The sequence below is a fragment of the Nocardia sp. NPDC005366 genome, from assembly GCF_040606855.1.
GTDB lineage: Bacteria > Actinomycetota > Actinomycetes > Mycobacteriales > Mycobacteriaceae > Nocardia.
This window is the reverse complement of the sequence record NZ_JBEXFQ010000002.1, coordinates 137,387-151,158: the sequence shown is the minus strand read 5'-3', so window position 1 is coordinate 151,158 and position 13,772 is coordinate 137,387. Positions and strand designations below refer to the sequence as shown.

Here is a 13,772-nt window from a genome sequence, read left to right as displayed (position 1 = left end):
TGTCAAAGGGGATAGTCCGATCCGACACCCTTCAGCCTCGGTAGGGATAGTCGCGATCGAGTGCCAGATTGAGTTCGACCACGTCGACGGTGGGTTCGCCGAGGAATCCGAGTGTGCGACCGCAGGTGTGCGCGTCGATGAGTTCACGCACCTGCCGCTCGGAAATGCCCCGCGCCCCGGCGACCCGCGCGACCTGGATATTCGCGTAGTCGGGGGAGATATGCGGGTCGAGTCCGCTGCCGCTCGCGGTCACCGCGTCGGCGGGGACGGCGGGTTCGGCGGGGTTGTCGCCGTAGATCGCGATGATGCGCCCCTCGGCGTAACCGCCGAGTTCGGCCGCGCATTTCACCTCGACGCCGTGGTATCGCGCCAGGAACGGCCTCGGATGTTCGGAGCACAACTCGTTGACGCTGTAGACCGCGACCGGATGCGAGACCTCGCCGGCGGCGTCACGCGGCCCGATGACCGACAGCACCGCGCCGATACCGTCCGCCGTGCAGAACGGGCGGCGACCGTCGACCCCCTCACGGTCGGCGATCTCCTTGCCGCGCGTGCAGACGGTCGTCAGCAGACCGGCCCGGGTCTCGGATCTGCCCTCGTCATCGGTGACCGTGACATCGCGAATATCCTCCGGCCCGCGGTTGGACGCAGAGGTGGACAGCGGGTTGTACCCGTCGCCCGCGCCCTGGGTGATCTCCCCTGCCGCGGACGGTCTGCTCTGGAAGTACTGCACCAGTGCCGCGCCGTCCTTGCCGGTGAAAGGCTGGCCGATCAGGCTGCTGCCCACGACCTGTCCGTTTACCGTGAGCAGGGAGCCGTCGGCGTCGTGCTTCAGGCCGGGCAGCTGCCCGACCGCGAAAACGGCTACCGGATAGACGATTCCGGTGATCGCGGTGAGCGCGAGCAGCGCGCGCAGCGCGGCCACGTGCTGGCGGACCCACGTTGGCATACGCATATCAGGCCATCCCGGGGAGGAGTTGGACGACGAGGTCGATGATCTTGATGCCCACGAACGGCGCGACGATGCCGCCGAGGCCGTAGACCGTCAGGTTGCGGCTCAACAACTTCGACGCGTCCGCCGGGGTGTATCTCACCCCGCGCAGTGCCAGCGGAATCAGCGCCACGATGACGAGTGCGTTGAAGACGACCGCGGACAGAATCGCCGATTGCGGACTGGCCAACCGCATCACATTGAGCAGGTCGAGGCCAGGGAAGAGCCCGATGAACAGCGCGGGCAGGATCGCGAAATATTTGGCGATATCGTTGGCGATCGAGAAGGTGGTGAGCGCGCCGCGGGTGATGAGCAGTTGTTTGCCGATCTCCACGATCTCGATGAGTTTGGTCGGGTCCGAGTCCAGATCGATCATATTTCCGGCCTCTTTGGCCGCCGAGGTACCGGTATTCATCGCCACACCGACATCGGCCTGCGCGAGCGCGGGTGCGTCGTTGGTGCCGTCACCGGTCATCGCGACCAGCCGCCCGCCGTGCTGTTCCTTCTTGATCAGGGCGAGTTTGTCCTCCGGGGTGGCCTCGGCGAGGAAATCGTCGACGCCAGCCTCCTCGGCGATCGCCTTGGCGGTCAGTGGATTGTCACCGGTGATCATGACGGTGCGGATGCCCATCCTGCGCATCGCGTCGAATCGTTGCCCCATGCCCTGTTTGACGACATCCTTGAGGTGGATGACGCCGAGCAGTCGCGCCAGCCCCTGATCGACCTCCGCGACGACGAGCGGGGTGCCGCCGGAGGCCGAGATCCCGTCGACGACCGCCCCGAGTTCGGCGGGAACGTCGCCGCCCTGGGACCGTACCCATTCGGTGACGGCACTGGCCGCGCCTTTGCGCAACCGGTGACCGCCGGCAAGGTCGACCCCCGACATGCGGGTCGTGGCGGTGAACTCCACCCAGGTCGCGCCGATCAGCTCACCCGGCGTGCGCTCCCGCTTGTTGTACGCCTGCTTGGCGTACACCACGATGGAGCGCCCCTCGGGGGTTTCGTCGGCGAGGCTGGACAGCTGTGCCGCACCTGCCACCACGTCGTCCGGAATACCCGGCATCGCAACGAATTCCGAGGCCTGCCGGTTGCCGAGGGTGATGGTGCCGGTCTTGTCGAGCAGCAGGGTGTTCACATCGCCCGCGGCCTCCACCGCGCGGCCCGACATGGCCAGCACATTGCGCTGGACCAGCCGGTCCATGCCCGCGATGCCGATGGCCGAGAGCAGCGCGCCGATGGTGGTGGGGATCAGGCAGACCAGCAGCGAGACCATGACGATTCCGGTGACGCCGTGCGCGTCGAGCGCGACGGTCTCGGCGACGCCGGGGTTGTTCGACATGGAGAAGATCGCCAGCGGCTGGAGTGTGATCACCGCGAAGACGAAGATGATCGTCAGCGAGGCGAGCAGGATGTTCAGCGCGATCTCGTTCGGCGTCTTCTGTCTGCTCGCGCCCTCGACCAGGGCGATCATCTTGTCGATGAAACTCTGTCCCGGCTCCTGGGTGATCCGCACGACGATACGATCCGACAGCACCGTGGTGCCGCCGGTCACCGCGCAGCGGTCGCCGCCGGACTCCCGGACGACCGGGGCGGATTCGCCGGTGATGGCCGACTCGTCCACCGAGGCGATGCCCTCCACCACGTCGCCGTCGCCGGGAATGATCTGTCCGGCCTCGACGACCACGTGGTCGCCGCGGCGCAGTTCCGGTGCGCCGACCGCTTCCTCGACCGGTCGGCCGCCGGGAGTCCATTCGACGAGGCGTCGTGCGACGGCGTCGGTCTTGGCCTTGCGCAGGGCGTCGGCCTGCGCTTTGCCCCTGCCCTCCGCCACCGCTTCGGCCAGATTCGCGAAAACCACCGTCAGCCACAGCCACAGCACGATCGCCCAGGCGAAGAAGGTGGGGTCCGCGATCGCCTGCACCGTCGACCAGACGGCGCCGATCTCGACGATGAACATCACCGGATTGCGCCACATGGTGCGCGGGTCGAGTTTGCCGACCGCGTCGGGGAGGGAGGTCAGGAGCATCTTCGGGTCGAGCGCGCCCCTCGCGGCGCCTCTGCCGTCGTGTCCCGATCCGGTCTCGTATTTGTTACAGGTTACGGCGCTGGGCATTTCAGTGAATTCCTTCGGCGAGCGGCCCGAGCGCGAGCGCGGGTAGGAAGGTGAGCGCGACCAGGATCACCGTCACGCCGACGACCATGCCGACGAACTGCGGCCGGTGCGTCGGCAAGGTGCCGATCGAGGCGGGAGTCGTGCCCTGTCGGGCCAATGAACCGGCGAGTGCGAGCACGAAGATGATCGGCAGGAAACGGCCGAACACCATCGCCAGGCCGAGAGCGGTGTTGTACCAGTCGGTGTCGACACTCAGACCGGCGAAGGCCGAACCATTGTTGTTGGCCGCGGAGGTGAAGGCGTACAGCACTTCCGAGAGTCCGTGCGGACCCGCACCGAGCATGCCCGCGCGTTGTCCCGGCATCGCCATCGCGACCGCGGTGCCTACCAGCACGATCAGCGGACTGATCAGGAAATACGAAGCGGCGAGCTTGATTTCACGGGGCGTGATCTTCTTGCCGAGGTATTCCGGGGTGCGCCCGACCATGAGGCCCGCGACGAATACCGTGATCACCGCGAGGATCAGCATGCCGTAGAGCCCCGAACCGGCGCCGCCCGGCGCGACCTCGCCCAGTTGCATATCGAACATCGTCATCATGCCGCCGAGGCTGGTGTAGGAGTCGTGGAACGAGTCGACCGCGCCGGTGGACGTCAGGGTGGTCGAGGCGGCGAAGGTCGCCGAATTCGCCACGCCGAAGCGTGTTTCCACTCCTTCCATGGACGCGCCGACCGCGGTCGGCACGGTGCCGTGATGCTGTAACTGGAAGATATTGGTCAGCGTCACACTGAGCAGCGCGATCGTGCCCATCACCGCCACGATCGCGAAGCCCTGCCTGGTGCTTCCCACCATCCGGCCGAAGGTGCGCGGCAGCGAGAAACTGATCACCAGCAACAGGAAGATCTCGATCCAGTTGGTCCATGCGGTCGGATTCTCGAACGGATGCGCGGAGTTCGCGTTGTAGAAGCCGCCGCCGTTGGTGCCGAGCTCCTTGATGGCCTCCTGGCTCGCCACCGGGCCGCCGGGAATGGTCTGCTCGGCGCCGTTGAGGGTCGCGGCGACCTGGTCGTGCGGGTGGAAGTTCTGGACAACGCCACCGGCGATCAGCACGATCGCGAAGACGAACGCCGCGGGCAGCAGGATGCGCACGGTGCCGCGCACCAGATCGACCCAGAAATTGCCGAGTTCACCGGTATGCCTGCGGGCGAAACCGCGCACAAGCGCCACCGCCACCGCGATGCCGACCGCCGCGGAGACGAAGTTCTGCACCGCCAGACCCGCCATCTGCACCAGATGGCCCTGGGTCGATTCGCCGGAGTACGCCTGCCAGTTCGTATTGGTCACGAAGCTGATCGCGGTATTCCACGCCAGCGCGGGCGTCATCTCGGTGCCCGGATCGTTCAGGCGCAGCGGCAGTCCGCCCTGGAGCAATTGCAGGAAGAACAGGAACAAGACGCTGACCGCCGAGAACGCCAGTACGCTGCGCGCGTACACACCCCAGGTCATCCCGACCTCCGGCTGCGCGCCGATGGCTCGGTAGATCAGCCGCTCGACGCGCGAATGTCTGTCGCCGTTGTACACCCGGTACATGTAGTCGCCCAGCGGCACGTGCACCAGGGCGAGCGCGATGATCAGGGAGACGGCGAACGCGATCCCCGCCGTTGTCGTGTTCACCGTCGTGTTCACCTAGAACCTCTCGGGAAACAGCAGAGCCGCGACCATGTAGAGCGCGACGAGAACGGCGAGCACCAGACCGACAGCGTTCGCGATCACAGTTTCGAAACCCCCCGCTGAATCAGGCCGAGCAGCGCGAACACCGCCACGGTGAGCATCGTGAAGACCACGACAGACATGGATGACCAACCTCCTCGCACCGTCCCCTCGTGGAACGCGCACGGATGAGTCAAGCGCGCGAGCGAGTCTTCGCCGGGGTTCCTTACGAGTCCTTAGCGGGTCGTCGACGAGCATTGATATTTCGTTGACGGGCGCGCTCGGGGTGGTGAAAAGATGCCGTCAAGGCCGAACGGCATACCGTCAAGACGTCGTAAAGATCGCGATCGTCGCCGCGTGGCGGAGGTAGAAACGACAGCGACCGGCCAGGCGGAGCCTTCGCCACCGGCATTCCCATCGGTTGTCGAAAGGACGGCGCATGTCGGCCGTGGCGGTCGCCCTCATCGGGGGCTTCGTGGTCAGCGCACTTCTCATCCGGTCGCTGCACGCGGCAGGCGATCGCCGGGAATGTGACCCCGCGACAGTCCGCGCCGGGATCGGTGACGTGGCGTCGTGGCGCGCGATGATGGACGAGTGAAACGCGGCCAGCTTCGCATCTACCTGGGTGCGGCACCGGGGGTCGGCAAGACTTTCGCCATGCTCGGCGAGGCGCACCGGCGCGTCGAGCGCGGTCGCGACGTGGTCGCCGGGGTCGTCGAGACGTACGGCCGTCTCGAGACCGCGCGCCTCCTCGAAGGGATCGAGCGGATTCCCCCGAAGGTGATCGCCTATCGGGACGCCGAATTCCCCGAACTCGACGTCGAGGCGGTGTTGCGCCGCCGTCCCGCGGTGGTTCTCGTCGACGAGTTGGCCCACACCAACACGCCCGGCAGCACGCACGAGAAACGCTGGCAGGATGTCGAGGAACTTCTCGACGCGGGTATCGACGTCATTTCGACGGTCAATGTCCAGCATCTGGAGAGCCTCAACGATGTGGTCGAGCAGATCACCGGGATAACGCAGCGCGAGACCGTGCCGGATGCGGTCGTGCGCAGCGCCGAACAGGTCGAACTGGTCGATATCACTCCGGAAGCGTTGCGGCGCAGACTTTCCCACGGCAACGTCTATGCCGCGGACAAGGTCGACGCGGCGTTGCGTCATTACTTCCGTCCCGGCAACCTGACCGCCCTGCGCGAACTCGCACTGCTCTGGCTCGCCGACCAGGTGGACGCCGCGCTGGCGAAGTACCGCGCCGACCACAAGATCACCGAACTGTGGGAGGCCCGCGAACGTGTCGTGGTGGCGGTGACCGGCGGTCCGGAATCGGAGACCGTGGTCAGGCGCGCCAGTCGCATCGCGATGAAATCGAGTGCCGATCTCGTCCTGGTGCATGTCGTGCGCGGTGACGGACTAGTCGGCGTCTCGGCCGAGCGGATGGCCAGGCTGCGCGAGCTCGCGGGCAGCCTCGACGCCTCGCTGCATACCGTGACCGGCGATCACGTGCCGACCGCGCTGCTGGAATTCGCGCGCGAGGTGAACGCGACCCAATTGGTGCTCGGCACCTCCCGGCGGTCCCGCTGGGCTCGCATCTTCGACGAGGGGATCGGGTCGACCGTGGTGCAGCGGTCGGGAAAGGTCGACGTGCACATGGTCACCCACGAGGAGGCCAACAGAGGACTGCGCTGGCGATCGGTCGCGCCCCGGCAACCGGCGATGGCCTGGCCCGCCGCGGTACTGGTGCCGCTCGCGGTCTGTGGGATCAGCGTGGTATTCCTGGACGACTACCTTCAATTGGGCGGTCTGAGCGCGATGTTCTTCGTCGGCGTCGTCGCCGTCGCGCTGCTCGGCGGCGTCATCCCCGCGGTGTTCTCGGCGCTGTTCTCGGGACTGCTGCTGAACTGGTTCTTCGCCGACCCTCGCTACAGCCTCACCATCGCCGAGCCGGACAGTTTCGTCACGGTGGCGGTACTGCTGATCGTCGCGGTCGCCGTCGCGGCGCTCGTCGATGTCGCGGCGAAGCGAACCAAGCAGGCCCGCAAGGCTTCCCGGCAGGCCGAACTGCTGACGATGTTCGCGGGAGCCGTGCTGCACGGCGCGGATCTGCCGAATCTGCTGGAGCAGGTGCGTGAGACCTACGGATTACGCGCGGTCAGCATGGTGTGCGGTGACCTCGTGGTCGCGCAGGTCGGGATCGATCCACCGCAACGCGTCTCCGCCGCCGAAACCGCTGTCGAGGCGGGCGATACGACCAGTTGGCTGCTGTTGTCCGGGCGTCCGCTGTCGGCGGGCGACCGCCCCGTGCTCAACGCCGTCGCCAATCAGGCGGCCGGACTGGTCAGGCAGGGGCGGTTGGCCGAGGAGGCGAGCGCGGCGGCGGCGCTGCTCGAGGCGGATCGGTTGCGCCGCGCGCTGCTGTCGGCGGTGAGTCACGATCTGCGCACGCCGCTGGCCGGGGCGAAGGCCGCCGTTTCCAGCCTGCGCAGCGACGATGTCGAATTCTCCGCCGCGGACACCGCCGAATTGCTCGAGGCCATCGAGGAATCGGTGGATCAGCTGACGGCGCTGGTCGGCAATCTGCTCGATTCCTCCCGGCTCGCCGTCGGCGTCGTCGCGCCACAGTCGCGGCGGGTCTACCTGGACGAGGTGACCCACCGTGCGCTGGTGAGTGTGGGAATGGGCACCCGCGGGTTGCGACGGGCCTCGATGGATCGGGTGAAGGTCGACGTCGGCGAGGTGTATGTCCGGGCGGACAGCGGTCTGCTGGAGCGGGTCGTCGCGAATCTGATCGATAACGCCCTGCGCCATTCCGGGCGGGATACGCCGGTTCGAGTGACCGCCGAACGTGCCGACGATCGGGTGGTGATCGCGGTGGTCGATGTCGGGCCCGGGATCGCGCCCGGTTCCGAGGAGCAGTTGTTCGAGCCGTTCCAGCGACTCGGAGATCGTGACAACACCACCGGGGTCGGTCTCGGTCTATCGGTGGTGAGGGGTTTCGTCGAGGCGATGGGCGGCACGGTGCACGCGGAGCCGACGCCGGGAGGAGGATTGACGATGATCGTCGATCTGCCCGCCGACGAGGATCCGCGGGCAGAGAGCCGATGACCACCGCGAAGGTGATCGAGCGCGGTGCGAGGACAGAACGAGCGGAGAGGCGGACCGGAGTCGCGATGACCGACACCGAGCAGGATGCTCCGACGACCAAGGTTCTCGTCGTCGACGACGAACCGCAGATCGTGCGGGCGCTGCGGATCAACCTGTCGGTGCGCGGCTACGAGGTGATCACCGCGAACAACGGCGCCGCCGCGCTGCGTGCCGCGGCCGACAGACATCCCGACGTGGTGATCCTCGACCTCGGTTTGCCCGATATGGACGGTATCGAGGTGCTGGCGGGGCTGCGCGGCTGGACCGAGGTCCCGGTGATCGTGCTGTCCGCGCGTACCGATTCGACTGACAAAGTCGAGGCATTGGACGCGGGCGCCGACGACTACGTCACCAAACCGTTCGGCATGGACGAACTGCTCGCGAGGCTGCGCGCTGCCGTGCGGCGCGGCGCGACCGATGCCGACGCCTCCGAGCCGGTGGTGGTGACCTCCTCGTTCACGGTGGACCTGGCGGCCAAGATGGTCACCAGGAACGGCGCGACCGTCCATCTGACGCCGACCGAATGGGGCATGCTCGAAATGCTGGTCCGCCACCGCGGAAAGCTGGTCGGGCGCAAGGAATTGCTGCGCGAGGTCTGGGGACCGTCGTATGACACCGAAACCCACTACCTGCGCGTGTATCTCGCACAGTTGCGCCGCAAACTCGAAGACGATCCGTCCCGGCCGAGACATCTGCTGACCGAGGCGGGGATGGGCTACCGGTTCCAGCAGTGAGCGCGCCGTCGCGGGTGTGACGGTGCTCCCGCGCCGGAATGCCCGCGCGTCCGGCCGATGTTGCCAAGCGTGAGTGGTTTCCCGACCACCCCGACGACAATGGCAGGATCGACACCATGGCTGACCAGACCGCTGCACCCGTGACCAATGCCGCCGCGCCGACGAGCGCGGAACCGACCACCCTGTGGGTCGAGCGCACCGGAACCCGCGAGTACACCGGTCGCAGCTCACGCGGGGCCGAAGTGCTGGTCGGCTCGCAGGGCGTCCCCGGCCGGTTCACCCCCGGTGAACTGCTGAAGATCGCGCTCGCCGCCTGCTCCGGGCTGAGCGCGGATTTCCCGCTGTCGCGCAAGCTCGGCGACAATTTCGACGCGAGGATCAGGGTCGCGGGCGACCCGGACCGGGAGAACGAGGTCTACCCGCAACTCGACGAGGTTTTCGAACTCGACCTCAGCGAACTCGATGAGCAGGCGCGCGAGCGACTACTCGTCACCGTGGCGCGCTCCATCGACAAGGTGTGCACCGTGGGCCGCACGCTGAAGGCGGGCACGAAGGTGACGGTGTCGTTCGAGGTCGACGCCTGATCCGGACCGGTATCGGCGAACAGTGCCGGTGCGGTGCGCCCGGCGGCCTCGCACCCGTTAGGGTCTGCCCATGGGTGAGACACCTGCGGATCGATCCGGGCCGGACGAGCGCGCGCGACTGAGTGCCTGGGTGCACGGCACGGTGCAGGGTGTCGGGTTCCGCTGGTGGACGCGCTCGCGCGCACTGGAACTCGGACTCACCGGCTACGCGAGGAACGCACCGGACGGCCGCGTGCATGTGGTCGCCGAGGGCCCCCGGTCGGCGTGCCGGAAGTTGCTGGATTCGCTGCGCTCCGGCGATACCGCTGGCCGGGTCACCCTGGTTGTGGAAAGCTGGGAGCCCGCGCGGGGTGATATGCCCGGATTCGAGGAGCGGTAGTGGTGGTTTCGAGAGTGCCGGGGAGGGTTCGTTGAGCACGCAGCAACCGGGTGGGGAACCATCGGGCGGCCCAGGCCGCGAAGAGCCAGGCAGCGGCGGTCCCGCCGGACCCGCGCCCGGTGAGCCGACGCGGCAGGGCAGCATCCAGCGTCAGGAACCGGGCATCACCCAGCCGCGCCCGCCCACGGTCGCCGAGGCCAGGGCCCGCGACAAAGCGCGCAAACGCGCCGAGGAGGCGCAGCGCGCGGCCGTCGCCGCCGCGCAGGCCAAGAAGCGCACCCGCAATCGCGTGCTCATCGGCGGCGTCGCCGTCGTCGGCGTCGCCGGATTGGTCGGCGGCGGCTATCTCGCCTATCGCGCGCTGACCGCCCCGGATACGGTGACCGCCTCCTGCGTGCAGATCGACCAGAACGGCAAAGAAGTCGTGGTCGAGGACAAATACTGCAAACCGGGACAGGCCGGTTTCGCCGACGACGACACCGGACGCAACCACACCGGCGGCATCATCCTGCTCGGGGGCTGGCCGCAGTACCGCTACTACTACGGCGGCAGCACCACCGTCGGCAAGCCGCCGACCGGCGCGGTCACCGTGCGGCCGAAGGGCGCGGAGATCAAGACCAAGACCGGCACCACCGTGCAGCGCGGCGGACTCGGCAGCAAGAGCACCGGGGGCGGATCCTAATGCGGCGTGTCCGAAGCACGCCGAGGGCGGGATGGCAGCAGATCATCGAAGGCCAGGGCCTGGTCTACGGCGCGCCGGGCCGTGACGCCAGCGGACAGCCGCGTCCCTATTGGGACGAATCGGTGCACTACGAATTCGATATGCCGGAGATCCTCGCGCTGGAAGCCGATGTCGAACTGCTGCATTCGATGTGCTTGAACGCGGTCGAACATGTCGTCCTGACCGAGCGGTACCGGGATTTCGGTCTGCCGGAGTGGACGTGGGAACCGATCGCCGAATCCTGGCGGCGCGGCGACCCGTACGTCTACGGCCGCTTCGATCTGCGCTACGACGCGCGCCGCCCGGCGAAACTGCTGGAATACAACGCCGATACGCCGACCTCGCTGCTCGAGGCCGCGATCATCCAGTGGCACTGGCTGACCACGGTCTTCCCCGACGACGACCAGTGGAATTCGGTGCACGACAAACTGGTCGAGCGCTGGCGCGAACTGCGCGATCTACTGCCCTCGTCGCAACTGCATTTCAGCTGGTCCAGCGCCGACGCCACGGGCGAGGACAACGTCACGACGGCGTATATGCAGGAGACCGCCGCCGAAGCGGGTTTCGACACCATCGCGCTGCCCATCGAGGAAATCGGATTCGATTCCGAATTGGAGCGTTTCGTCGATCTGGCGGAGGCGCCGATCGAGTCGGCCTTCAAGTTGTATCCGTGGGAGTGGGTGCTCGACGACGATTTCGGCAAACGGGTCGTGCAGAGTCTGCCGCAGACCATGTGGGTGGAGCCGCTGTGGAAAACCCTGCTGAGCAACAAGGCGATTCTCGCGGTGCTGTGGGAGATGTATCCAGGTCATCCGAATCTGCTGCCCGCCTACCTCGATCAGCCGAATGAGCTCACCGAGTACATTCGCAAACCCAAACTGGGTCGCGAGGGCGCGAATATGACGATCGTCGGCGCGGGTATGGAGACGGCGACCGGCGGAATCTACGGCGCCGAGGGTTTCGTCTACCAATTACTCGATCCGCTCCCGGAATTCGACGATATGCGCCCCGTCCTCGGCGCCTGGATGGTTGGCGACACCGCCGCCGGACTCGGCATCAGGGAGACCGCCGGACTGATCACCGACGACGGCGCCGCTTTCGTCCCGCACCGCATCCCCACGAACTAGACGTTCAGTGTTCAGGAAGGACCATCGATGACCGCAGTCGCCCTCGAATCGGGTTACTGGAGCGCACTCGGCGAAGGTGTGGGGGCCATCCTCCTCTACGCCGTCATCGGCCTGGTGCTGATGCTCATCGGCTTCTACGCCATCGACTTGACCACCCCGGGCAACCTGCGCGGCATGGTCGTCGAGGGTAAGCCCAATGCCATCATCGTGACCGCCGCGGGCATCATCAGCATGGCGCTCATCGTGGTCCTGGCGATCTACTCCTCCGGGGGCAAACTCTCCGAAGGTCTGATCGCCGCGCTGGTGTACGGCCTGGTCGGCATCATCGCCCAGATCATCTCGGTCCGCGTCCTCGAACGCGCGCTCGGCATCGATATCGGCGTGGCCCTGCGCGCCGAGACCTACACCGTCGAGATCCTGGTGGTGGCCGCCGCGCACTTCGCGCTCGGCCTCGTCGTCGCCTTCGCCATCCTGTAGGCCGGAACCCGATTCCGGATTCCGGCCCCGTCGCGGTCAGTGGCCGCGGGCGATCCAGTCCGCTAGCGCGGGCTTCTCGGCGCCGATGGTGGTGCCGTCACCGTGGCCGGTGTGCACCGTCGTGTCCTCCGGGAGGGTGAGCAGGCGGGTCCGGATGGAGTCGATGATGGTGTCGAAATCGGAATACGAGCGTCCGGTGGCTCCTGGGCCCCCGTTGAACAGGGTGTCCCCGGTGAACAGGGCCGACAGTTCCGGCAGGTGCAGGCTGACCGAGCCGGGGGAGTGGCCCGGGGTGTGCAGGATGTCGATATCGGCGCCCGCGACCGTGATTCGTTCGATATCGGCGAGGGAACGATAGCCGACCTCGGGGTGGGTCATCCGCCACAGTGGCTCGTCGCCGGGATGCAACAGGATGGGGGCGTCCAGGCGGCTGCTCAATTCCGGTGCGACGGTAACGTGATCGTTGTGCCCGTGCGTGCACAGCACCGCGACCACGTGTCGCCCGCCGACCGTCGCTTCGATCGCGTCCGCGTCGTGCGCGGCGTCGACGACGAGCACCTCGCTGTCGTCACCGATCAGCCAGACATTGTTGTCGACGTCCCAGGTGCCGCCGTCCAGCGAGAAAGTGCCGGAGGTGACGACCCGGTCGATGCGCGCCGTCACAGCACGACCACCGAGCGCAGCACCGCACCGGCGTGCATCGAGTGGAATGCCGCTTCCACCTGATCGAGCGCGATCCGTTCGGAGACGAAACGGTCGAGGGGCAGGCGGCCCTGGCGGTACAGATCGATCAGCATCGGGAAGTCGCGTTCGGGCAGGCAATCGCCGTACCAGGAGGATTTGAGCGCGCCGCCGTGGGAGAACAGGTCGATCAGTGGCATATCGAGGGTCATCTCCGGGGTCGGTACGCCGACGAGGACCACGGTGCCCGCCAGATCGCGCCCGTAGAACGCCTGCTTCCAGGTTTCCGGGCGGCCCACCGCGTCGATGACGACATCGGCGCCGAATTCGTCGGTGAGTTCCTTGATGCGCTCGACGACATCCTCGGTACTGGCGTCGATGGTGTGGGTGGCGCCGAATTCGGTTGCCCAGCCCAGCTTCTCGGCGTCGCGGTCGATGGCGATGATGGTTTTCGCCCCGGCCAGCCTGGCCCCGGCGATGGCGGCGTCGCCGACACCGCCGCAGCCGATCACCGCGACGGTATCGCCACGGGAGATATCGCCGGTATTGACGGCCGCGCCGATCCCCGCCATGACGCCGCAGCCGAGCAGGCCTGCGACGGCCGGATCGGTGTCGGGATCGACCTTGGTGCACTGCTTCTCGTGCACGAGGGTTTTGTCGGCGAACGCGCCGATGCCGAGGGCTGGACTCAGCTCGGTGCCGTCGGTCAGCGTCATCTTCTTGCTCGCGTTGCTGCTGTCGAAGCAGTACCAGGGGCGTCCGCGCTTACAGGCGCGGCAGTGCCCGCAGACCGCGCGCCAGTTCAGTACCACGAAATCGCCCGCCGTCACATGGGTGACCTCGGCGCCCACGGTTTCGACGATGCCTGCGGCCTCGTGCCCGAGCAGGAACGGGAATTCGTCGTTGATGCCGCCCTCGCGGTAGTGCAGGTCCGTATGGCATACCCCGCACGCCTGGATACGCACGACCACGTCGTGCGGCCCCGGATCGGGTATGACGACGTCGACGATCTCTACCGGTGCACCTTTGCCACGGGCGATGACGCCACGCACGGTTTCCGACACGAATGCCTCCTGGGTTCGGCCTGTCGCATGTCAAGCATCGCCCATCCTGCCG

14 protein-coding genes are annotated in these 13,772 nt (G+C 67.1%); 8 read left to right on the top strand and 6 right to left on the bottom strand.

Annotation, left to right across the window (positions count from 1 at the left end; translation table 11 throughout):
* Window positions 1–31: 31 nt before the first annotated feature.
* From ABZS43_RS02945 to ABZS43_RS02930, 4 genes are all read right to left on the bottom strand, one after another.
* Window positions 32–955, bottom strand: a complete 924-nt coding sequence (locus ABZS43_RS02945; RefSeq protein ID WP_355034109.1) for a potassium-transporting ATPase subunit C — start codon at window positions 953–955, stop codon at window positions 32–34.
* A 1-nt stretch (window position 956) separates the two neighbouring features.
* Entirely contained in the window at window positions 957–3,017 is a 2,061-nt protein-coding gene (gene kdpB / locus ABZS43_RS02940; RefSeq protein WP_355034367.1) for a potassium-transporting ATPase subunit KdpB, read from the bottom strand.
* An 88-nt stretch (window positions 3,018–3,105) separates the two neighbouring features.
* On the bottom strand, window positions 3,106–4,776 hold the full coding sequence (gene kdpA, locus ABZS43_RS02935) for a potassium-transporting ATPase subunit KdpA (RefSeq protein ID WP_355034366.1): 1,671 nt from the start codon (window positions 4,774–4,776) through the stop codon (window positions 3,106–3,108).
* Window positions 4,777–4,788: 12 nt separating this feature from the next.
* Window positions 4,789–5,070: a potassium-transporting ATPase subunit F gene (locus ABZS43_RS02930; protein WP_355034108.1), complete on the bottom strand. Its 282-nt coding sequence runs from the start codon at window positions 5,068–5,070 to the stop codon at window positions 4,789–4,791.
* Between the two features lie 181 nt (window positions 5,071–5,251).
* On the opposite strand from ABZS43_RS02930, the gene ABZS43_RS02925 reads away from it, so the two are divergent.
* The 8 genes from ABZS43_RS02925 (at window position 5,252) to ABZS43_RS02890 (ending at window position 11,975) form a co-directional block, all read left to right on the top strand.
* Window positions 5,252–5,410, top strand: a complete 159-nt coding sequence (locus ABZS43_RS02925) for a hypothetical protein (RefSeq protein ID WP_355034107.1) — start codon at window positions 5,252–5,254, stop codon at window positions 5,408–5,410.
* Entirely contained in the window at window positions 5,407–7,914 is a 2,508-nt protein-coding gene (locus ABZS43_RS02920; RefSeq protein WP_355034106.1) for a sensor histidine kinase KdpD, read from the top strand. The genes ABZS43_RS02925 and ABZS43_RS02920 overlap by 4 nt, the downstream gene beginning before the upstream one ends.
* 65 nt (window positions 7,915–7,979) lie before the next feature.
* Window positions 7,980–8,687 (top strand): response regulator, encoded by a 708-nt coding sequence (locus tag ABZS43_RS02915; protein ID WP_355034105.1) that lies wholly within the window; start codon window positions 7,980–7,982, stop codon window positions 8,685–8,687.
* Window positions 8,688–8,803: 116 nt separating this feature from the next.
* Window positions 8,804–9,271: an OsmC family protein gene (locus tag ABZS43_RS02910; protein ID WP_355034104.1), complete on the top strand. Its 468-nt coding sequence runs from the start codon at window positions 8,804–8,806 to the stop codon at window positions 9,269–9,271.
* 70 nt (window positions 9,272–9,341) lie between these two features.
* The gene (locus ABZS43_RS02905) at window positions 9,342–9,650 is read left to right on the top strand and encodes an acylphosphatase (RefSeq protein ID WP_355034103.1); all 309 of its coding nucleotides are present in this window, start codon (window positions 9,342–9,344) and stop codon (window positions 9,648–9,650) included.
* Between the two features lie 31 nt (window positions 9,651–9,681).
* The gene (locus ABZS43_RS02900) at window positions 9,682–10,332 is read left to right on the top strand and encodes a hypothetical protein (RefSeq protein WP_355034102.1); all 651 of its coding nucleotides are present in this window, start codon (window positions 9,682–9,684) and stop codon (window positions 10,330–10,332) included.
* The gene (locus tag ABZS43_RS02895) at window positions 10,332–11,498 is read left to right on the top strand and encodes a glutathionylspermidine synthase family protein (protein WP_355034101.1); all 1,167 of its coding nucleotides are present in this window, start codon (window positions 10,332–10,334) and stop codon (window positions 11,496–11,498) included. Before ABZS43_RS02900 ends, ABZS43_RS02895 begins: the two co-directional genes overlap by 1 nt.
* Before the next feature lie 27 nt (window positions 11,499–11,525).
* On the top strand, window positions 11,526–11,975 hold the full coding sequence (locus ABZS43_RS02890; protein ID WP_355034100.1) for a DUF350 domain-containing protein: 450 nt from the start codon (window positions 11,526–11,528) through the stop codon (window positions 11,973–11,975).
* Window positions 11,976–12,011: 36 nt separating this feature from the next.
* Here the strand turns inward: ABZS43_RS02890 and ABZS43_RS02885 are convergent, their stop codons facing one another.
* Together ABZS43_RS02885 and ABZS43_RS02880 are read right to left on the bottom strand one after the other, a co-directional pair.
* On the bottom strand, window positions 12,012–12,638 hold the full coding sequence (locus ABZS43_RS02885) for an MBL fold metallo-hydrolase (protein ID WP_355034099.1): 627 nt from the start codon (window positions 12,636–12,638) through the stop codon (window positions 12,012–12,014).
* Window positions 12,635–13,720, bottom strand: coding sequence for an S-(hydroxymethyl)mycothiol dehydrogenase (locus tag ABZS43_RS02880; RefSeq protein WP_355034098.1), 1,086 nt, complete (start codon window positions 13,718–13,720; stop codon window positions 12,635–12,637). The genes ABZS43_RS02885 and ABZS43_RS02880 overlap by 4 nt, the downstream gene beginning before the upstream one ends.
* Between the last annotated feature and the right edge of the window lie 52 nt (window positions 13,721–13,772).